Here is a 21509-nt window from a genome sequence, read left to right on the forward strand (position 1 = left end):
CGTTAATCTACTCTTTTATCAATAAAATAGCGCGGTCTTTGTTTTACTTCTGAATAAATCTTGCCAATATATTCGCCTAGGATTCCGAAACAAAACAATTGAACACCTCCTAAAAAATACATTGGTAAAACCGTAGAAAGCCAACCCGGGACAACATCTCCTGTGTAAATTGCAAATAAGGCATATCCTGTCATCAATACACAAACAAAAAAGATGGCAAACCCAATGATGGTTACCAGTTTCAGAGGATAATTACTGAATGAGGTAACGCCATTCCAGGCAAAAGCTGCCATTTTACGGAAAGGGTATTTGGATTCTCCTGCAAAGCGTTCCAATCGGTCATAATATACTACATCCTTGCTAAAGCCAATGCTTGGAATGATTCCGCGCAGGAATAAATTAACTTCATTAAACTCAGACAAAGCCTTTAAAACCCTTTGGCTGCATAATCGGTAATCAGCATGGTTGTGTACGATATTGACCTTCATCATTTTCATCAGATTGTAAAAAAGCAGTGCTGTATTGCGCTTGAACGAAGTATCGGTTGTTCTTTCCTTTCGGACACCGTAAACCACATCGGTTCCCGATTTGAATTTCAAAATCATTTCTTCAATGACACGGACATCATCCTGTAAATCGGCATCAATGGATATCAGAGCATCAGCTTCATCCTTATAACTCAGTAATCCTGCCAGCAACGCTTTTTGGTGGCCTACATTCCCGGCTAACTTTAATCCTTTGATATGAATGAGTTGGGAAGCTTTCGCTTCAATAATCTGCCAGGTTTCATCCTTGCTTCCATCATCAACAAAAACGGCAAAACTCTTTTCCGAAATAATATTCCGCGCAACCAAATCCTGCAGAATGGCATTGAGCTGCATTGAAGTTTCATTCAACACCATCGCTTCATTATAACAGGGAGAAACTATTCCAATTGTTGGTTTTTGATTGGTTTCCATCAGTTGATTGGTTGTTTGTTAGGAAAAACAAATTTAGCAATAAAGTTGACTTTTCGCTGTATCCATTTTATTTGGTATAAACCTGCTGCGCCCATCAGGCATAATGCTATCCTTGACGGGAACATATACCGCGGTTCCATATACATCATTCCATGGAAAAGCAATAATCCCAGAACCATGCACCAAAGCGGCCAGTATTTAAGAAGGTCTTTAGTTTTGAATAAAAATACCAGGCTTCCAATGATAATCAGGATGTTGATCAGGTTGACCACAAACAAAAATGCCCAATAGAAAAATGGTCCTTTGAGTGGCCCTAAATGAAAGTTCTGTGGAGCAATGCTGTTGACAATATACACCTGTCCAAAAAACGATTTTACAAAAAACTGCCTTGCGGTAATAAAAGGATGCCCAAGAATGTCGTTGATTAAATATTCCTTATAAACATCCGAATTGGTTTTTCCAGATTTAACACGGTAATCTTCCAATTCCTTTGCCTTTAATTTCCAGTTTTGATAATCCTTACTGTCCGGACGGATATCATCGTCCCAAAATCTAAAATCAAGAGGCTCTTCCCTAAACTGATACCTTCCCTGATGTGCCACGAAATAAAATAAGCCTTCCTGATCGTAAACTTTTTTATTGGCATTCACCAGGTTTGCCAGCTTTAAAGTCGCGAAGCACGATAGCCCGCATAAAAGCAAAGTGAAAAAGGTTTTTTTGCCAAACTGAAGGAAGAAATCTTTCCTTTTAAAAAATGAGTAGGCCAAAACCAGAAATCCAAGTCCAAGTATCAATAATGCATTAGGCCGGCACATAATCAATAACCAGAGCCCAAAACCAAACAGCAACCAATTGGAAAATTTTGAAGAGTCCAGATAAACTTTAGACCAGGCAAAACCAACAACCGAAGCGGCAAAAAAAGCGGGAACTTCGGCAGTTATGCCAAAAACATAGTAAAAATGAATCGGAAATAAAAACAGCAATATGACCGAAACCAATCCAACTTTTTCATCAAAGAAATTACGCGTTGCCCTGTAAATCAACAGTAGGCTGATTGTTATTAAAATAAAATTTATTGCCACGCCACGATACCACAAATCCATATCTGTGGGATTGGCAGAAGTAAGCAGGAACGTTGGTGCGTAAATAAAAACCGGAGCTGGTGCTTTGGCGAGGACTACCTGTTCAAAACCTATTTTACCTTTAAAGAAAAACGACATTGTTTTGGCTTCATCAAAAAAGGAAGCTTCGTCGCCAAAGGGATGTGCCTTGAACGGAAGGCTTAATACCACCAACATCATTAGCGATGAAACCAGGATAATCAGCAGGTCAATCCTTTTGGAAAAAAAAGTAATTTTATTCATTTAGTTCTGATAAATAGCGTCGAAAAATAATAAAAAATCCCGAGTAAAACTCGGGATTTAAATAGTATTTGAATTTTAAACTTTTATGATAATGCGGCTTTCACCTGATCGGCAGCTTCCTGGAATTGAGTAGCAGATAAGATTGGCATTCCTGAATTATCGATTAATTCTTTTGCAATCTCTGCATTGGTTCCCTGAAGACGCACAATGATTGGCACTTTTATCGCGTCACCCATATTTTTGTAAGCGTCAACAACTCCCTGCGCCACACGGTCACAACGAACGATTCCACCAAAGATGTTAATCAAAATTGCTTTTACGTTTGGATCTTTAAGGATGATTCTGAACGCAGTTTCGACACGTTTTGCATCGGCTGTACCACCAACGTCAAGGAAATTTGCCGGTTCAAAACCTGCATATTTAATCAAATCCATTGTTGCCATTGCCAATCCTGCTCCGTTAACCATACAACCTACGGTTCCGTCAAGGTCAACATAGTTCAGCCCAACTTCCTTAGCCTCAACCTCAATTGGATTTTCCTCACGGATGTCACGCATGTCTGCATATTTTGGCTGACGGTATAAAGCGTTGTCATCAATATTTACTTTGGCATCAACTGCCATAATTTTATTGTCAGATGTTTTCAACACCGGATTGATTTCAAACATGGATGCATCCGAACCGATGTAAGCGTTGTATAAGGAATCCACAAACTTCACCATTTCCTTGAACGCATTTCCTGAAAGACCAAGGTTAAAGGCAATCCTACGTGCCTGGAAACCTTGTAATCCTACGGCTGGATCGATTTCTTCGGTAAAAATCAAATGAGGTGTATGCTCGGCAACTTCTTCGATATCCATTCCACCTTCGGTAGAATACATAATCATATTTCTTCCTTTGGCCCTGTTCAAAAGCACCGACATATAGAACTCAGAAGTTTCACTTTCTCCAGGATAATAAACATCTTCAGCAACCAAAACCTTGTTCACTCTTTTTCCTTCCGGTGGAGTTTGAGGGGTTTTCAGCATCATCCCAATGATTTGTTCCGATAGCTCTTCAACCTGCTGTAAATTCTTAGCCAATTTTACGCCACCGCCTTTTCCTCTTCCACCTGCGTGGATTTGGGCTTTGATTACGTGCCAGCCCGTTCCTGTTTCAGCAGTCAATTGCTTTGCTGCAGCCACAGCTTCTACCGGACTATTAGCAACAATGCCACGTTGAACGCGAACGCCATAACTTGCTAAAATTTCTTTTCCTTGATATTCGTGTATGTTCATAATAATAAGTTAGTTTGATGAGATGCTGAAAATAAATTCAGCAAAATGTGCCACAAAAGTAATTAATTTAGCTTCAAAGAAAAAGAAATATTTCTCAATTTAGTGTTTTATCGAATTCTAATTTCCTAACCTGGTTACGCAACCATTTTTAGGGCAGAGTATCTCTTTTAAAAAACAAAACTTATGAAAAAACATCTCACAATCTTAGGCATTTTATTGGCGCTTATAGTTTCGGGCTGTAGCAGTGATTCTAATTCATCACACGCCAGTATTGTTGATGGACAATGGAAACTTGTCCATGTAAGCGGTTCTTTTGCAGGTATCAGCAGTGATTTTGCACCTGGCGTGATTACATGGGATTTTAACCCAACAACCCAAATGGTAACAGTGGTAAACAACAACACTGATGCTAATCTTACAGACATTTTTGAAACTGGTGTGTATAATTACCAGATAGTAGCAAATCCAGATCCGCAAACCTGTTCGCAAATCATCAAGATTGACAATGTAGAAATGGGTTGCTTTTCGATAGTGAATGGTAACTTAGAGATTGACCAGGCATTTGCTGATGGGTTTACGGTTACACTTGAGCCTTAACTAATAAAGCATTTTTATTTCCTTGACTTCATAGTGGCCTATGTTGTCATCATCTGACAAGACCTCAAGCTTTCCATCGGAAGTAACTTTTTTGATGATTCCCATAAAACGATTACCCATTTTGTCTTCAAAGGCTGATGGGTAATTTATTTTAAATAAATGCTGATGGTAGGTTTCCCAAAGGAATTCAGGATTTTGGGCTAATACCTTAACGTACTCCTTCAGCTTTTCCGTTATCAGTATCGCAATGGCTTCGGGCTCATAAACTTCGCCAGTGATGCATCTCAGTGAAGTTGCCTGTGGCAGGTTTTCGAAATTCGTCTGATTCAAATTCAAACCTATTCCCACCACTGAAGTAAAACTTCCGTCAGGTTTACGCCTATTTTCAATTAATATCCCTGCCACTTTTTTGGCATCTGACATAATGTCGTTGGGCCATTTTATTGAAATATTGGGGATGTTGATATTTTTTAAAACTTTTAAAACCGAAAGTGCCACAGCAATATTCAAGTCGAACATAAGCTCATTCTTTAACGCAATATCTTTAACTAAAATACTAACAGTTAGATTTTTACCTTTTTCAGAAACCCACTTCGCTCCCATTTGCCCTTTACCTTTGGTCTGCTCATCTGCCATGACAATCGTGTAGTTTTCCAGGTCAGATTCTTTGGATAATTGCTTTAAGTAGTCGTTGGTGGAATCTATGGCATCGAGTTTGATTATAGGCATGATAGAATATGAATTTTAAACTTTTGTTAAGCAAAAATAAAGACAAAAAGTAATACCTTTGCAAAACATACATAATAATAAATGACGAAGAAAGCGGTTAACACAGATGTTCTTTTGGCAAACATCATCAAAGGAATTGAAGAAGTAAAGGGAAATGATATTGACATCTTGGATTTGAGAGAAATAGATACAGCAGTATGCGACTATTTTATCATCTGTAACGGAAATTCCAACACTCAGGTTAACGCTATCGTTAACTCTATCCAAAAATTAGTTTCTAAAGAATTAAAAGATAAACCTTGGCACGTTGAAGGAACGGATAATGCCGAATGGGTACTGATGGATTATGTAAACATCGTTGTGCATGTTTTCCAGAAACAAATCCGTGAGTTCTACAACATAGAAGGACTTTGGGGTGATGCCAAAATAACCACCATTCAAAATAAATATTAAAAATATAGTTCACCGAATAAAAAATGGCTAACGAAAAAAATTCCAATAATTTCAAAATAAGTCCGTGGTTCATTTATGTAATTGTAATCGCCGGATTTATTGCACTAAACTACTTTGGAGGTTCCGGTTTTCAGGACACTACCAAAATATCGTACTCAAAATTCAATGAGTACCTAAACAAAGGTCAGATTGAAAAAGTAATCATTTACAACAAAACCGAAGGAGAAGCTTATTTAACCAAAGCTGCGCTTAAGGATAAGGCAAATGCTAAAGTTGCCAAAGATATGCTGGGTGGTGAAAACAAAGGACCACACTACTCTTTTGATATTGGTAACGATGAAGTATTCCAAAACAATATTGAAAAAGCAAAGCAGGAAGGAAAAATCAAGGATTTTGATTTCAAGGCTAAAAGCAACTGGTCGGAACTTTTAATCACATTGCTGCCATTTGTAATCATCATCGGCCTTTGGGTGTTGATCATGCGAAGAATGTCGGGTGGCGCTGGTGGTGGCGGAGGTCAAATCTTCAACATCGGAAAATCGAGAGCCAAGCTTTTTGACGAAAAAACCGAAGTTAAAACAACCTTCAAGGATGTAGCCGGATTGGAAGGTGCGAAAGAAGAAATACAGGAAATCGTAGAATTTCTTAAAACCCCGGAAAAATATACCATTTTAGGTGGTAAAATTCCAAAAGGAGCACTTTTGGTTGGTCCTCCGGGAACAGGAAAAACATTATTGGCGAAAGCCGTTGCAGGGGAAGCAAAAGTCCCTTTCTTCTCATTGTCAGGTTCTGATTTTGTGGAAATGTTCGTTGGTGTAGGAGCTTCACGTGTTAGGGATTTATTCAAACAGGCTAAAGACAAAGCGCCATCAATCATCTTTATCGACGAGATTGACGCAGTTGGAAGAGCGCGTGGAAAAAATAATTTCTCTGGCGGAAATGACGAACGTGAAAATACGTTGAACCAGTTACTGACCGAAATGGACGGTTTTGGTACCAACACACACGTAATCGTAATTGCTGCAACCAACAGGGCTGATGTCTTGGACAAAGCCTTACTTCGTGCCGGTCGTTTTGACCGACAGATTTATGTAGACTTACCGGACATTCGTGAAAGAAAGGAAATCTTTGAAGTGCATTTGGCTCCGCTTAAAAAAGTAGCCGATTTGGATACCGATTTCCTTGCCAAACAAACTCCGGGATTCTCTGGTGCTGATATCGCAAACGTATGTAATGAAGCAGCATTAATCGCTGCCCGAAATAACAAAGCAGCCGTTGACAAACAAGACTTCTTGGATGCTGTTGACCGAATTGTTGGCGGATTGGAAAAGAAAAATAAAATCGTCACTACCGAAGAAAAACGTGCCATTGCGGTTCACGAAGCCGGACATGCTACTGTAAGCTGGATGTTGGAACACGCAGCACCATTGGTTAAGGTTACGATTGTTCCAAGAGGACAAAGTTTGGGTGCAGCCTGGTATTTACCGGAAGAACGATTAATCGTTCGACCAGATCAAATGCTGGATGAAATGTGTGCTACCATGGGCGGAAGAGCTGCTGAGAAAGTGATGTTTGACAAAATTTCAACCGGAGCCTTGAGTGATTTGGAAAAAGTTACCAAACAGGCTCGTGCAATGGTTACGATTTATGGATTGAATGATAAATTAGGGAATATTACTTACTATGATTCAACCGGACAAAGTGAGTATAACTTCTCAAAACCATATTCAGAAGAAACCGCTTTGGTGATTGACAAGGAAATTTCATTGCTTATTGAGGAGCAATATCAAAGAGCTATCAAAATCCTACAGGAAAATAAAGATAAATTAGAACAATTAGCCAATATTTTGATTGAGAAAGAAGTCATTTTCAAAGATGATTTGGAAACCATTTTTGGTAAAAGACCTTTCGAAATTCCGGCTGAAGAAACCGATATCGTCTAAGCGACAGGTTTTTTAACAATTTTTTAAAATCTTAATTCAAAAATAAGTTTTGAATTAAGATTTTTTTATCTTTGAGGGATTTCAATTTACAACCACAGATTATACCAAAACAAGCATGAGTCTTTTCAGAAAAATTTTTGGCACCGGTAATGATGCCAATGACGAAGAAAGTCAAAGCGAATTCAATAGTGCTCCTTCCAGCTTTTCTCTGCTTCCTGTAGATGAAAAGTTCACCTATAATTTCAAAAAAAACGGCGGCAAGTTTTTGTATTGCGAAAACTTAAATGAGGTAAAAGATCAATTCCTGAATATCTTAGAGGAAAACGACTGGTTTGAGTGCGAAGCCTTATGCTATGAGCCAAAACTGTTCAGCATGTTGGACGAAAACAAACTTTCCTACGACAAGCCTACCGATCCAAAGTTTTTATTTGCTACCTGTGAAAATTTGATTGCCGATGAAGGTTCGGTACTTTTTTCTTCAAACCAAATCAAGCAGAACAAGCCCAATGATTTGCCAAACAATATCATCATACTGGCAACTACCAGCCAGATTTTAGAAGCAAAAAGCGATGGCCTTCGTGTAATTAAAAAGAAATACGATAAGGATTATCCAACCAACATTACAACCATCAAGTATTTTGAGAAAGCAAAAGACGAAGACTTTCTTCAATACGGAAGTACTGCCAAAAATTTATACCTGCTGCTTCTAGAAGATTTATAAAATGAACGAATCGCTAAAGAGATTATTATCAGGTGTAGTTTATGTCGCACTTCTTATAATTGCCACTTCATACTCTGTCACCAGTTTTTATATTCTCTTTGGGATATTTATGCTGATTGCCGTTTACGAGTTTTGCCAGCTGGCTGATTTAAACAAAATCTTTCCGCTACTTTTTGGTGCTTTTACCTATACTTTGGCAACCTATTTCAAACGAGGCTTTACTTATGGCCCGGAACACACCAACGACATCCTGCTTTTGGCTGCTACGCTCTTTGTTTCTGCAAAATGCCTTCACCTGCTTTTTTCCCAGATAACACGGATTGATACGCTTTCGAAATACATTTATGTGATTGGCTATGTGATTTTCCCATTCATTTTAATTACCAAAATCCCTTTCGGAGTCAAAGGGTTCAACCCAAAGATTATCATCAGCATTTTTATCCTAATCTGGACCAACGATACCTTTGCGTACATTGTTGGAAAATCAATCGGGAAACACAAACTCATCGAGAAAATATCGCCCAAGAAAACCATTGAAGGCTTTATTGGCGGAGTTGTATTTTCGGTCATAGCCGGAATTTTAATTTCAAAATTTTACATCCAGCCCAAACCAAACCACGAAAATCTTTCACTGATGATTTGGACAATTAGCGCCGTAATCATTAGCATTTTCAGCACTTTGGGAGATTTAATAGAGTCCAAATTCAAAAGGATTGCCGGTGTAAAAGACAGCGGAAATATAATGCCAGGCCATGGTGGTATCCTAGATCGGCTAGATAGTATTATATTTGTAGCACCATTTGTTTATTTGTTTTATCAAATCTTATATTATGTTTCATAAAGAAGGCGGAAAAATCATCCTAATAGCAACTTCAGCAACTGTGGTAATCTTTCTTTTATCACACAAACTTGTCACAACTCCATCCATGCTTTGGGTTGAAAAATCCATCCAAATCATTACTTTGATTTTCCTTATATTGATTTTACAATTTTTTAGGAATCCGAACAGAAAAATCGTTCCAAACGAAAAAGTAGTTTTGGCTCCGGTTGACGGTAAAGTTGTAGTTATTGAAGAAGTATACGAAGAGGAATATTTCAAGGACAAACGCCTGCAGGTTTCCATTTTCATGTCGCCAATAAATGTTCACGTAACGCGTTATTGTGTGAGTGGTAAAATAAAATTCAGCAAATACCATCCTGGAAAATATTTGGTTGCCTGGCATCCAAAGGCGAGTACCGAAAACGAAAGAACCACTGTTGTAATTGAAAGCAAAGAGTTCGGAGAAATCCTGTACCGCCAGATTGCAGGAGCCTTGGCACGAAGGATTGTAAATTATGCCGTTGAAGGAACTCAGGTCACGCAGGGCGATGATGCAGGTTTTATCAAATTTGGCTCAAGAGTCGATATGTTTTTCCCGTTGGGAACCAAAATAGATGTCCAACTCCAACAAAATGCTGTTGGAAACCAAACAGTCATTACATCAAAAGCATAGTGTAAATGGACGAAAAAGAATTAGATATTCGATTTCAGGAAGCGGTGGAAATTGCTTCTAAAATGACACAATCTGACCTTCCTCAAGATGTGCAGCTGCGCTTGTATGCTTATTACAAACAAGCGACTATCGGTACAATGGCCTACAATTTTTCTCCCGATTTTGATTTGAGGACCGCCTTCAAAACCAATGCGTGGATGCAGATTAGCCATTTATCAGTTGACGAAGCCAAAGAATTATATATAGAAGCAATCCATGAGATTGCAAATGCAAATAAGTAGATTATGAACAAGATTCTTTCGATAGTTTTATGCCTTTCGCTTACGCTGCTTTTACCTTCCTGTAAAAGAAAAAAACTGACCGAAGTAGTTGAAGTCCCATTGCCATCAGCCGAAGAAAAAATCACTATTGGGCAACCTGATGATGTAACTGCAGCCGAAGGACAATTTTCATTGGCTAAATTACCTTATCAGTACAACGAACTTCAGCCAAGCATTGACATCCTTACGATGGAAGTGCATTATTCCAAACATTACCTTACGTATACCAACAACCTGAATAAATTGGTCGCTGCAGATGCAACGCTAACCGATTTAACGATAGAAGACATTCTTAAAAAATGTGATGGTTCCAATGCCGATTTAAAAAACAATGCCGGAGGTTATTACAATCATGGCTTCTTTTGGGAAGGAATGGCACCAAAATCAGGCGGACAGCCAAAGGATACCTTAGCAACAGTCATTACAAAAGATTTTGGAAGCTTTGAAAACTTTAAAACCCAATTTACCGATGCCGCTGAAAAGCAATTCGGTTCGGGCTGGGCTTGGCTGGTTTTAGACAAAACCGGAAAACTGCAGGTTACCAGTACACCAAATCAGGATAATCCTTTGATGCCAAAGCAAACAATTCCGGGAACGCCATTGTTAAACCTGGATGTATGGGAACATGCTTATTATTTGGATTATCAATACAAACGCAAAAGATACATTGATAACTTCTTTAAAGTGATTAACTGGAAGAAAGTCTCCGAAAGGTATGAAGAAGCAATCGCCAAGAAATAATTTAAAATCCCTGTCTAATCCTGATAGGGTTTTTTTTTGAAGCTTTCTTAACATTACTTCGCAAAGAAATCGTTTACTTTGCATAATATTTGAATTTTGCAAAATGGAAGCTGTAACAATAAAAGAATTCTACAAAGACGTATTTGGCGGATGCTGTCCGGTTATTGATGATTTCCTGGACGAAAACAACAGTAATGACATTGGTCATTTTAATGTATTTGACATTAAGGATCTGTACAAATCCTGTACAGCAAAACCAACGATGCCTTATAACCGCAGGACGTATTACAAAATAAGCCTGATACAAGGCAAAAACAAGGTAGAATATGCCGACAAGGTAATTGACATTGATGAGTATGCAATTCTGTTTGCCACTCCAAAAATCCCCTATAAATATACACCGCTTGACAATAATCAGAGTGGGCATTTTTGTGTTTTTACCAAAGAGTTCATAACCAAATCCAATAGCGGTTTGATTGTCGATGACATTCCGATATTTAATTCAAACAGCGATTTCATTTATCAGATTACTGAAGAACAGGCAAAGGAATTCGAACATACTTTTGACAAAATGCATTCTGAAATAGGTTCTGACTATACTTTTAAATATGACCTGTTGCGCAATTATGTCATCGAACTGATTCATTACGGGCAAAAGTTAAAGCCCATTGTTGCTTCTAAAAACAATCAGAATGCTGCTTCACGGATTTCCACTTTATTCATCGAACTAATCGAAAGGCAGTTCCCTATTGAATCGCCAACACAAATACTCCAACTGCGGACTGCAAAGGATTATGCCGACATGCTGCAGGTTCATGTCAACCATTTGAACAAAGTCCTCAAAGACATGACCGGAAAAACTACAACTGAAATCATATCCAGCAGGATAATCCAGGAAGCTAAAGTACTGTTAAGGCAGACCAGCTGGAACATTTCGGAAATTGCATACAGCCTCGGATTTGAAGAGGTTGCCCATTTTTCAAACTTCTTCAAAAAACAGACAGCAACTTCCCCATTAAACTTCAGGGATAAATTATTTGAAATTTACAAATAATACATTGATAATCGCAACAAGCAGGTTTTAGTTAATTGCCAACTTTGCATTGTAATTTAAAACAATCAAAAATGACAACTAATTCAAAAATTGCCTTAGTTACTGGTGGAAGCCGCGGACTAGGGAAAGACATGGCAGTACAATTAGCCAAAAAAGGAAACAATGTAATCATAACCTACCACAGCCGTCTTGACGAAGCTCAAAACGTAGTTTCAGAAATAGAAAAACTTGGGCAGAAAGCCGTTGCTTTACAACTAGATGTAGCCGATTCAAAATCATTTGACAGGTTTGTAAGCGAAGTGAAATCGGTATTGGAGCTAACTTTTAAAACCGATAAGATTGATTACCTGGTAAACAATGCCGGTATTGGCCTGCATGCCAACTTTGGTGAAACTACTGAAGAAGGTTTTGATAATATGGTAAATGTACATTTAAAAGCGCCATTTTTCCTTACCCAAAAACTATTGCCAATCTTCAATAATGGTGGTGGAATCGTAAATATTGCCTCAGGATTGACCCGATTTTCATTCACAGGTTATGATGCCTATGCAACCATGAAAGGTGGTGTGGAAACGCTTTCGAAATACCAGGCTAAATTCCTTGGCGATAGAGGAATCCGTGTAAATATTGTTGCTCCTGGTGCCATTGAAACCGATTTTGGTGGTGGTGCGGTAAGGGATAACAAAGATTTGAACGATATGATTTCTTCATTAACAGCCTTGGGAAGAGTTGGCTTGCCAGATGATATTGGAGGCGTAGTTGCTTTCCTTTGTTCGGATGATGCCAAATGGGTCAACGGCCAGCGAATTGAAGTTGCCGGCGGAATATTTTTATAATCCTGTTTTCATAAAAAAATCCCTATCGTTTGATAGGGATTTTTTGTTTTTAGTTATTACCAAATGACAACTCTGTCTTTTTCCGGTAAATACATTTTATTGCCTTCTTTTACATTGAATGCCTTGTAGAATTCAGGAATGTTCATCAATGGGCCGTTGATTCTGAATTGCGCCGGTGAGTGAACATCAGACATGATCTGCCTTGCCAATGATTCGTCTTTCGCCTGAACCATCCATGCATAACCATACGATAAGAAGTATCTTTGATCCGGAGTAAAACCACTGATCTTTTCCTGTTTTTTATATTGCTCCGTTTTCTTGAAAGCTTCATAGCCCATCACAACTCCACCTAAATCGGCAATGTTTTCACCTTGGGTTGCATCTCCATTTACAAATTTGCCTTTCAATGCCTCAAACTTGCTGAACTGAGCTACAATCGCTTTTGTTTTTTGAGTGAATTTAGCTTTGTCCTCAGCAGTCCACCAATCTTTCAGGTTTCCTTTGTCGTCATACTGGCTTCCCTGATCATCGAATCCGTGAGTGATTTCGTGGCCAAAAGTGGAACCTCCAATGATACCATACAAAATAGCATCATCCGGCATTCTACCTTCAAAGCCCGGAACTAAGATATTACAGGCCGGAACACAGATTTCATTGTTGCTTGGATTGTAATACGCATTATAGGTTTGTGGATACATTCCCCATTCTGTGCGGTCAACAGGTTTGCCGTATTTTTTGATCATGTCGTTATAAGACCATTTGTTGACAACCATAACATTTGCACAATAGGCATTCCTTTCAATGGAAACACTGCTCATGTCTTTCCATTTGTCAGGATATCCAACCTTCATTACAATTTTACTCAATTTGAAAAGCGCTTTTTTCTTGGTTTCCTCGCTCATCCAATCGAGTTTTTTAATATGTTCGGCATATACATCACGGATGTTATTCCCGATTTCCAAAAGCTTTTCCTTAGAGCCTTTTGGCAAATAATCGGCAACATAAACCTGGCCTATCAGTTCACCTAAAGAACCGTCAGTCTGCTCTACAATTCTTTTCCATCTTGGCTTTTGTTCTTTCACTCCATTCATGATTGTAGAATAGAAATAGAAGTTTTGTTTTTCGATGGCATTATTCAAATAAGGAGCATAAGTGTTCATGAAGTCCCATTTCAAATAGGTTTTCCAGTCTTCGATGGAATATGAGGTAAGCAGTTTATCCAAACCTTTATAGAATTCAGGCTGCCCAACAATAACCGTATCAGCTTTTGTGATCCCTAATTGCGGCAAAACATTTTCCCACGCTACAGAAGGTGTTGTGGTCTTGAATTGCGCCAACGACATCTTGTTATAATTCTTTTGAGGGTCGCGAAGTGCTTCCAGTTTCCTGCTGTTTTTAGCCAAATCCGTTTCCAACTTCATAATCGTTGCCGCCGCTTTTTCTGCTGTAGATGGATCGCTTCCGGTAAGCTCCATCATTTTTTGAACATGCTTTACATATTCAGTCCTGATTTTTACCGTTTCAGGGTCTGTATTAAAATAATAATCCCTTTGGCCCAATCCTAATCCACCTTGCCCGAAGAACAATGCATTTTTAGAGCTTATCTTATCGTCCTGTCCAACACCAAAAGAGAATGCCGGTCCGGCACCAATTGTATGAAGATACCCAATGGTATTCATTAACGCCGGTAAATCCTTAACTGCTGCTATTTTGGCAAAGGTTGCAGTTAAAGGTTTCAATCCTGCCTTTTCAAGGGATAAGGTATCCATTCCCGAAGCGTAGAAATCTCCAATTTTCTGTTCGTTACTTCCTTTGGCTGCGTCTTTGTTGGCTGCAGACTTTTCACAAATGTCTTTGATTTGTGCGTTTATCGTATCTCCGATTGTCCTGAAAATACCATTGCTGCTTTCGCTGCTTGGAATTGGATGTTGCTTAAACCATCCACCATTGGCGTAATGGAAAAAATCATCGCCCGGAACTATTGTAGTATCTCTGTTGGTAACTAATGGATCTTCGTATTGAATTTCTTTTTTGTTGCAGCTTATCGCTAATAATGCCGACAGCATGCTGATAGTAAGTTTGGTTTTAAATTGCATGAGTTTATTTTTTGATATGTCAAATAGGTCTACAAAAATTAAAAATGTTACCAAATGTAGGGCATTTGTCTAATTTTCAAACTATAAAACAAAAAAAGTGCTTGATTTCTCAAGCACTTTCCAAATAATATAAGTGAAATTATTTTTTATCTTCTGCTTTCTTAGCAGCGCAGCAAGATTTTTTCTCTCCAGAAGCGCAGGACTTCTTTTCTGCAGCAGTACATGATTTCTCTGTTTTAGCTGCTTTCTTTTTGTCTTTTGGTTCTGTGTTGGCGTTAGCATTTACTGTGAATAAAAAGGCTGCAATCGCCATCATTGAAATTACTTTTTTCATGATCTTATGTTTTTAAGTTATTTGTTTTTATTTATTAAAGTTGGATTGATGATTGATTCTCGTTTGGTTGATGATTTTTTGGCATTAACCTATAAACTCTGGTGGCTGCCAAATCACAACCCTAAAATTAGGGATTAGGATATTATTGTAAACGGTACTTTCCTTTTCTAAAGAATCCAAAAAAGCTTCCTGGAAATTATAATCTGATTCAAAAACCAAAAATGGAGCCGTATTGAAATTGAGGTTCATCAGGCATTTTTCCTTTTGGCAGCCGTTTGGAATTCCAACTTTAGCCTTGCCACAACAAGCATCATGGCATTTTAATTCCATAGTCATTTTGACTACTCTTACCGTAGGGATTACAGCCAGGAAATTGACATAAAAACACAGTATGATGGCTAGGAATTTCAAGTTGGTTTTTTTAAATAGCTGAACCAAATGTAATTAATATTGAATACGCCGGGCATACTTTAACATTCTTTTGACTGTTAAAATTTAATTTGAACATTTTATAATAATTTTAATAATAGTACGTTTTATAATGTAGAAATTTGCGTTAAACAATATAACAATATGGATCCTATCAAAATACTTTGGGTTGACGATGAAATTGATTTACTGAAACCGCACATCCTGTTTCTGGAGAAGAAAAACTATAAGGTAACTACATTTAACAATGGCCGTGACGCTGTCGATGCTTTTGAGGATGGGAATTATGATATTGTTTTCCTTGATGAGAATATGCCGGGAATGAGCGGCTTGGAGACACTTTCGGAAATGAAGGAGAAAAAATCATCAACACCGATGATTATGATTACCAAAAGTGAGGAAGAATACATTATGGAAGAAGCCATTGGCTCTAAGATTGCAGATTATCTGATAAAACCGGTAAATCCAAACCAGATATTGTTGAGTTTAAAGAAAAACCTCGACCATTCCAGACTGGTTTCCGAAAAAACTACCCTGGATTATCAAAAGGAATTCAGAAAAATTGCCATGGAAATGGCAATGGTCAATTCTTATGAAGATTGGGTTGAACTTTATAAAAAATTGCTTTTCTGGGAATTGGAACTGGAAGACATTACCGACCAAAGCATGGTTGAAATCCTCGAAAGCCAGAAAGTTGAAGCCAATGCCCAATTCAGCAAATTCATCGAACGGAATTATGAAGACTGGTTTGAGCCAAAAGCTGACAAACCAGTACAGTCACACACTTTATTCCGCGAATTGGTGGTTCCCGAATTGGTTAAAAAAGACAAATCTGTATTATTCGTAGTAATTGACAACCTTCGTTACGACCAGTGGAAAGCCATGGAAAGCGTGGTTTCCAATCACTATAAATTGGAAAAGGAAATTCCGTATTACGCCATTCTGCCAACCGCAACACAGTATGCCCGAAATGCAATTTTCTCAGGTTTACTCCCATTGGAAATGGAAAAACAATTTCCACAATATTGGAAAAACGATGTTGAGGATGGAGGAAAAAACCTTTATGAAGCCGAGTTTTTAACGGCACATTTGAAAAGATTGGGCTTAAACATCAAACAGGATTATTTCAAGATTACCAATTTGAGCAGTGGGAAAAAATTAGCTGAAAATTTTAAAGGACTAAAAGACAATAATCTTGTTACTGTAGTTTACAACTTTGTCGACATGCTTTCGCATGCCAAAACCGAAATGGATGTGGTTAAGGAATTGGCTTCCGATGACAAAGCTTATCGCTCATTAACCTTGAGCTGGTTCAAGAATTCACCACTTTTGGAAATCATCCAGCAGGCTCAAAAATTAGGCTTTAAACTGATCATCACTACGGACCACGGAACGATAAACGTAAAAAACCCATCAAAGGTTATTGGCGACAAAAACACCAGTTTGAACCTGCGTTACAAAACCGGAAGAAGCTTAACCTATGAAGACCGCGACGTATATGCTGTCCGTGACCCAAAGAGAATTGGGCTTCCAACCATCAACATGAGCAGCTCGTATATATTCGCAAAAAACGATTTGTTCCTGGCGTATGTCAATAATTACAATCACTATGTGAGTTATTATAGAAATACGTATCAGCATGGAGGAATTTCCCTTGAGGAGATGATTGTCCCGTTTTTAGTTTTTAATCCAAAGTAGGGCCAAGCATTAAAATAATTGAATAATGGAAATCATATTTTCTCTGGACGAACTAAAACAGGTTGCCAAAAAAATCCTTGCCGAAAAACCGCATAAAGTAATCCTTTTCCACGGCGTTATGGGGGTTGGAAAAACCACACTAATTAAGGCTTTGGCTAAGGAATTGGGCGTGAATGACGCTACAAGCAGCCCAACATTTTCTATAGTAAACGAATATCAGGCAGACGACAATCTGATGGTATACCATTTTGACATGTATCGGTTAAAGTCAGAAATCGAAGCACTTGACATGGGAATTGATGATTATCTGTATTCCGGAAACTGGTGCTTTATCGAATGGGCAGAAAAAATTCCGAATCTGCTTCCCGACGAATATTCCACAATTCATTTATCACAAACCGCCGACGGTAAAAGAAATCTCAGATTGACATAATTGAATATTTTTTTGTAATTTGGAGCAAAATTCAATTGTCATTATGGCTATTACCCCTTTTACTAAGCAACAACTTTTACCCCAAGAGGAAAAATTAGAAGTATATCGTCATAAAAGTGAACTCTTTATCGGAATTCCAAAAGAAACTTCATACCAGGAAAGACGTATCTGCCTAACACCTGATGCAGTAAACTCACTGACTTCCCACGGACACAAAGTGATGATTGAATCTGGTGCCGGATTAAGCTCAAGCTATACCGACAAGGAGTTTAGTGATGCAGGAGCTACTATTTCCAAAGACACTAAAAAAGTTTTGAGCTGTCCAATAATCCTAAAGGTGGAACCTTTAACCATGGAAGAAATCGCTTTAGTCAATACCAATGCCATTGTAATTTCAGCCATTCAGTTAAAGACCCGAAAAAAGGAATATTTTGAAGCCTTATCCAAGAAAAAAATCACCGCATTAGCATTTGAATATATTAAAGACGAAGATGGTTCTTATCCTGCTGTAAAATCGCTGAGCGAAATTGCAGGAACAGCCTCCGTATTGATTGCAGCCGAACTGATGATCAACAACCAATTCGGAAAAGGCTTATTATTAGGAAACATTACAGGTGTTCCTCCTACTGATGTGGTTATTTTGGGCGCAGGAACAGTAGGCGAATTTGCAGCCAAGACTGCTCTGGGCTTAGGTGCCAATGTCAAGGTTTTTGACAACTCGATTACCAAACTACGTCGACTACAGAATAATTTAAACCAGCGCATTTTTACTTCAACCATTCAGCCAAAAGGAATACTGAAGGCATTGCGTCGTTGTGATGTGGCAATCGGAGCCATGCGTGGCAAAGACCGCTGCCCTGTTGTGGTAACTGAAACCATGGTTGAACACATGAAAAAAGGCGCTGTGATTGTAGACGTGAGCATTGATACCGGTGGCTGCTTCGAAACTTCCGAAGTGACTACGCACGAAAATCCTACATTCATCAAAAATAATATCATACACTATTGTGTACCAAATATCCCTTCGCGGTATTCCAAAACCGCTTCGCTTTCCATCAGCAATATCATTACACCCTACTTACTCCAGATTGCCGAAGACGGTGGATTGGAAAGTGCCATTCGCTGCAACAAAGGTTTAAAAAACGGAGTATACCTCTATCACGGAATCCTGACCAACAAAGCCATTGGCGATTGGTTCAATCTTCCCGATAATGATATTAATTTGATTGTTTTCTAAAAATCATTTCGTCGTCACTTCGAGTGATTTTGCGAAGCAAAATTGTATCGAGAAGTATTAATCAAAAACCACTCAAACTAACCTAAAAATTAATATATAATTAATGGCTATAGTAAAACATTGATTACTTTTGCAAAAATTAATCTACTATGAAGTTTTACCAACGTTTTGCCTACTATTTAGTCGGTTTGGTTATGGGATGTTTTGTCGTTGCGATTGTCCTTAGCGGAAAAGATACGCGTTGCAATTATTTTCCAAATGCAAGGGTTTTAAATGACCTCCGTACAAAACCATTTTTATATGACATTGAAGCTTCCAGGAGGCTTTCAGAAGACTGGGTCGACACCATCGATATCAAAAACACGCTTACCAATGGCGACGTCGATTTTGACAAAAGCAATATCAAGGAAGAAGGTGGAAAAAAATACATCATTTACGGACAAACCAAACAGGGAAAGGAAATCACCTTAGAAGTCATCAATTATCCCGAAAAAGCCGTCCTCAAAAATATTATCAAAAATGATAAACCGAACTGAAAAGTTCGGTTTTTTTATGGTTAATTTAGATAATGTACAATTATTCACTAAATTTAGAAATATTTACATTTATTAGTAAGTCAGCTGCAGACATTTATGAAGTACTTCTTGGATACGAACATTTATAGAAACCTCGTTCACGAACTTTCTTTGAATGAAGTAAATTCTCTTGCTAAGAAAATCCAAAAAGAAGAATCAAATCTCGGTGTAACTTCAGGTTTCCCAATCGTAGTTGCAATGGAACTTATTAAACACCTAGAACAAACTGATCCAGAACGCGAAGAATGTTTTAGAGCACTTTGTTTATTATTCGATCATTCAAAAAAATATGACGCACAAATGGACATGTTTCATGGTGCTTTTTTCCCACCATTAAATGTCATTTTACCAAAGTATTTTTTTAATGAAGACGGTCCGTTTCTCAACGCTTACAAAACCATAATTATTCTGACGAAAGAATTGACCGATAATCATGATTTCAAAAATATTTACAAACATCAAGCGGAAATCAAGGTGGTAAAAGATCAAGTCAATTTTGAAAAAAAAGAATTGTTTGATAATGTTGTAGAGCATTTAAAAGAACTTAATGAGGGTGTATTAGATTGGGAATATTTCACGAAAAATAAAACTCAAAAGGATAAATGGTTTAGAGAGATGCGATCTGGAAAGACGTTTGCATTTTTAGCTGAGGGCTTTATGATGCGTGCTTATGGAATAGTTGGCAAAGATTATAAGCGAACTGAAGAAAATTTTAAGCAGTTTTTTAATTTTCATAATGAATTTTTTCCCGCTATTGCGATGACAAGTTTAATTCTTGAACAACTTGGACACGGAACACTCGCTATTTCTAGCATTTCAGATCGCCGCTGGAACACTGTGCTTGACATTTCAATGATGTTTGGCGCTATATTTAATTCCAAACGGGATAACATAATTTTCGTTACTGAAGAGAAAAAGATGCATGAGTTTTTCAAAATTAATAATATGCAAGATCAAATTATCAAACTTGAAGAATTCAAAAAGAGATTTTCAATATAGAAACTCACACCGATAGCGCGGATTTATAATCCGTGCCAGTAATCATTTTACTTTAAACAAATCTTAACCAAACCTTAAGCTTTCTCCTACTAATACTGGCATCATAATTGGCTCGCGGTTTTATGTGAAATAGTTCACATACAATCTTAAAAACGAGAAATCATGAGATCACATTCAGAAACAAGTTACGGAGCAAGAATCGGTAACGCAGAGAAACTGGTAGCAGCATTACAAAACTTTAACGGCTACCTGCCAATTAAACCAGAGTTCAGCATCACCAGCTACACCGGTTTAATCAACACCACAAAAGGATTCAACACCACAGTTGCCGACAAAAAACAGGCTCATTCACTGGCGGTAGAAAACCGAATCCAAATCTTTGATAAAAGGGAAGACGCAATTAAAAAGACGCTTCCGTCAATAAACGGAGCAGTCAAAGTCTTCTTCGGTAGAACCAGCAAGGAAGCTAAGGACGTAGCAGCTATCATCGCAAAGATTACAGGAAATAATATCAAAAGAGGGACTATTAATGTCAACGAAAATTTGGTAAGTCAGTCATACCAGTCGTACCAGTCAAAAACACAGTTCTTTGCAGACTTAGTAGAATACCTAACCAATTTTGGCACAGATTACGATCCTGCAAACAGCGCAATCAAGGTAATCGCATTAAACGGAATATACGCAAATGCCGTTACAGCAAACAACGAAGTAATGAACACCTTCACCCAGTTTGCCCAAAACAATGCGATACGAATTGAAAGTTACAATCAGTTATCACAAACAGCAATCCGCATCAAAGACAGCGTAAAAGCACAATACGGAGTGCAATCAACAGAATACCGATTGATAAAAGGATTAAAAATATAATGAGATGGATAAAAAACTACTTTAACAAACCTGATAGCAAAACTATCAGGTTTTTTTATGCAAATAACCAAACTATGTTATCAAACTCCTATCTTGAATTATGTTGAAAGTCTCTTATGTTCTGTTGGGTCTTTCCTGTCTTACATTGAATCTTATTTACCTTACATTAAGTCTATATTGTTCTACGCTGAAGCTATCTTGTTTTATATTGAACCATCGTTGTTTTACATTGAACCTATCTTGCCATACGTTGAAGCTCACTTACCGTATGTTGAACCTATCTTGCTTTACATTGGCTCACCTGAATCAACATAAAACAAAAAACCCTGTCCAACTAAATGAACAGGGTTTTCA

The 21509-nt window shown here is 37.9% G+C and carries 23 protein-coding genes; 16 read left to right on the top strand and 7 right to left on the bottom strand.

What is annotated here, in order from left to right:
- Window positions 1–2 precede the first annotated feature (2 nt).
- The 3 genes from L1S31_RS11140 to sucC all read right to left on the bottom strand — a co-directional run bounded on the left by L1S31_RS11140 (window position 3) and on the right by sucC (window position 3600).
- Complete coding sequence (locus tag L1S31_RS11140; RefSeq protein ID WP_236464811.1) at window positions 3–959, bottom strand: glycosyltransferase family 2 protein; 957 nt, start codon at window positions 957–959, stop codon at window positions 3–5.
- Complete coding sequence (locus tag L1S31_RS11145; protein ID WP_236464812.1) at window positions 959–2323, bottom strand: glycosyltransferase family 39 protein; 1365 nt, start codon at window positions 2321–2323, stop codon at window positions 959–961. The genes L1S31_RS11140 and L1S31_RS11145 overlap by 1 nt, the downstream gene beginning before the upstream one ends.
- Before the next feature lie 83 nt (window positions 2324–2406).
- Window positions 2407–3600, bottom strand: a complete 1194-nt coding sequence (sucC, locus tag L1S31_RS11150; protein WP_236464813.1) for an ADP-forming succinate--CoA ligase subunit beta — start codon at window positions 3598–3600, stop codon at window positions 2407–2409.
- Window positions 3601–3783: 183 nt separating this feature from the next.
- On the opposite strand from sucC, the gene L1S31_RS11155 reads away from it, so the two are divergent.
- On the top strand, window positions 3784–4197 hold the full coding sequence (locus tag L1S31_RS11155; protein WP_236464814.1) for a hypothetical protein: 414 nt from the start codon (window positions 3784–3786) through the stop codon (window positions 4195–4197).
- On the opposite strand, the gene L1S31_RS11160 is transcribed toward L1S31_RS11155, so the two are convergent.
- Window positions 4198–4926, bottom strand: coding sequence for a biotin--[acetyl-CoA-carboxylase] ligase (locus L1S31_RS11160; protein ID WP_236464815.1), 729 nt, complete (start codon window positions 4924–4926; stop codon window positions 4198–4200).
- 81 nt (window positions 4927–5007) lie between these two features.
- On the opposite strand from L1S31_RS11160, the gene rsfS reads away from it, so the two are divergent.
- The 9 genes from rsfS (at window position 5008) to L1S31_RS11205 (ending at window position 12487) form a co-directional block, all read left to right on the top strand.
- A complete protein-coding gene (gene rsfS, locus L1S31_RS11165) occupies window positions 5008–5379 on the top strand; it encodes a ribosome silencing factor (RefSeq protein ID WP_236464816.1) in 372 nt (123 codons plus the stop codon).
- Window positions 5380–5402: 23 nt separating this feature from the next.
- Window positions 5403–7322, top strand: coding sequence for an ATP-dependent zinc metalloprotease FtsH (gene ftsH, locus L1S31_RS11170; protein WP_236464817.1), 1920 nt, complete (start codon window positions 5403–5405; stop codon window positions 7320–7322).
- 115 nt (window positions 7323–7437) lie between these two features.
- Window positions 7438–8043 (top strand): lactate utilization protein B/C, encoded by a 606-nt coding sequence (locus L1S31_RS11175; protein WP_236464818.1) that lies wholly within the window; start codon window positions 7438–7440, stop codon window positions 8041–8043.
- A gap of 1 nt (window position 8044) precedes the next feature.
- Window positions 8045–8884 carry a phosphatidate cytidylyltransferase gene (locus L1S31_RS11180; protein WP_236464819.1) on the top strand — a complete coding sequence of 280 codons (840 nt, stop codon included), beginning with the start codon at window positions 8045–8047 and terminating at the stop codon, window positions 8882–8884.
- Window positions 8874–9536, top strand: coding sequence for a phosphatidylserine decarboxylase family protein (locus tag L1S31_RS11185; RefSeq protein ID WP_236464820.1), 663 nt, complete (start codon window positions 8874–8876; stop codon window positions 9534–9536). The genes L1S31_RS11180 and L1S31_RS11185 overlap by 11 nt, the downstream gene beginning before the upstream one ends.
- Window positions 9537–9541: 5 nt before the next feature.
- Window positions 9542–9817: an acyl-CoA-binding protein gene (locus L1S31_RS11190; protein WP_236464821.1), complete on the top strand. Its 276-nt coding sequence runs from the start codon at window positions 9542–9544 to the stop codon at window positions 9815–9817.
- 3 nt (window positions 9818–9820) lie between these two features.
- Window positions 9821–10597, top strand: a complete 777-nt coding sequence (locus L1S31_RS11195; RefSeq protein ID WP_236464822.1) for a superoxide dismutase — start codon at window positions 9821–9823, stop codon at window positions 10595–10597.
- Window positions 10598–10700: 103 nt separating this feature from the next.
- Window positions 10701–11651 (top strand): helix-turn-helix domain-containing protein, encoded by a 951-nt coding sequence (locus tag L1S31_RS11200; protein ID WP_236464823.1) that lies wholly within the window; start codon window positions 10701–10703, stop codon window positions 11649–11651.
- 71 nt (window positions 11652–11722) lie between these two features.
- Window positions 11723–12487, top strand: a complete 765-nt coding sequence (locus L1S31_RS11205; RefSeq protein WP_236464824.1) for an SDR family NAD(P)-dependent oxidoreductase — start codon at window positions 11723–11725, stop codon at window positions 12485–12487.
- Between the two features lie 56 nt (window positions 12488–12543).
- On the opposite strand, the gene L1S31_RS11210 is transcribed toward L1S31_RS11205, so the two are convergent.
- The 3 genes from L1S31_RS11210 to L1S31_RS11220 all read right to left on the bottom strand — a co-directional run bounded on the left by L1S31_RS11210 (window position 12544) and on the right by L1S31_RS11220 (window position 15328).
- Window positions 12544–14583 carry a M13 family metallopeptidase gene (locus tag L1S31_RS11210; protein ID WP_236464825.1) on the bottom strand — a complete coding sequence of 680 codons (2040 nt, stop codon included), beginning with the start codon at window positions 14581–14583 and terminating at the stop codon, window positions 12544–12546.
- A 139-nt stretch (window positions 14584–14722) separates the two neighbouring features.
- On the bottom strand, window positions 14723–14917 hold the full coding sequence (locus tag L1S31_RS11215) for a hypothetical protein (RefSeq protein WP_236464826.1): 195 nt from the start codon (window positions 14915–14917) through the stop codon (window positions 14723–14725).
- 84 nt (window positions 14918–15001) lie between these two features.
- Window positions 15002–15328 (bottom strand): hypothetical protein, encoded by a 327-nt coding sequence (locus L1S31_RS11220; RefSeq protein ID WP_236464827.1) that lies wholly within the window; start codon window positions 15326–15328, stop codon window positions 15002–15004.
- A gap of 162 nt (window positions 15329–15490) precedes the next feature.
- Between L1S31_RS11220 and porX the strand changes: the two genes are divergently transcribed.
- The 6 genes from porX (at window position 15491) to L1S31_RS11250 (ending at window position 21155) form a co-directional block, all read left to right on the top strand.
- Window positions 15491–17044: a T9SS response regulator signal transducer PorX gene (porX, locus tag L1S31_RS11225; protein ID WP_236464828.1), complete on the top strand. Its 1554-nt coding sequence runs from the start codon at window positions 15491–15493 to the stop codon at window positions 17042–17044.
- Window positions 17045–17069: 25 nt separating this feature from the next.
- Window positions 17070–17477: a tRNA (adenosine(37)-N6)-threonylcarbamoyltransferase complex ATPase subunit type 1 TsaE gene (gene tsaE, locus L1S31_RS11230; protein ID WP_236464829.1), complete on the top strand. Its 408-nt coding sequence runs from the start codon at window positions 17070–17072 to the stop codon at window positions 17475–17477.
- 43 nt (window positions 17478–17520) lie between these two features.
- Window positions 17521–18714 (top strand): alanine dehydrogenase, encoded by a 1194-nt coding sequence (locus L1S31_RS11235; protein ID WP_236464830.1) that lies wholly within the window; start codon window positions 17521–17523, stop codon window positions 18712–18714.
- Between the two features lie 149 nt (window positions 18715–18863).
- Window positions 18864–19250, top strand: coding sequence for a DUF4258 domain-containing protein (locus tag L1S31_RS11240; RefSeq protein WP_236464831.1), 387 nt, complete (start codon window positions 18864–18866; stop codon window positions 19248–19250).
- A 150-nt stretch (window positions 19251–19400) separates the two neighbouring features.
- Entirely contained in the window at window positions 19401–20288 is an 888-nt protein-coding gene (locus L1S31_RS11245) for a hypothetical protein (protein WP_236464832.1), read from the top strand.
- Between the two features lie 162 nt (window positions 20289–20450).
- Window positions 20451–21155 (top strand): hypothetical protein, encoded by a 705-nt coding sequence (locus L1S31_RS11250; RefSeq protein WP_236464833.1) that lies wholly within the window; start codon window positions 20451–20453, stop codon window positions 21153–21155.
- Window positions 21156–21509: the final 354 nt, after the last annotated feature.

The sequence above is a fragment of the Flavobacterium wongokense genome (genome assembly GCF_021608265.1).
GTDB lineage: Bacteria > Bacteroidota > Bacteroidia > Flavobacteriales > Flavobacteriaceae > Flavobacterium > Flavobacterium wongokense.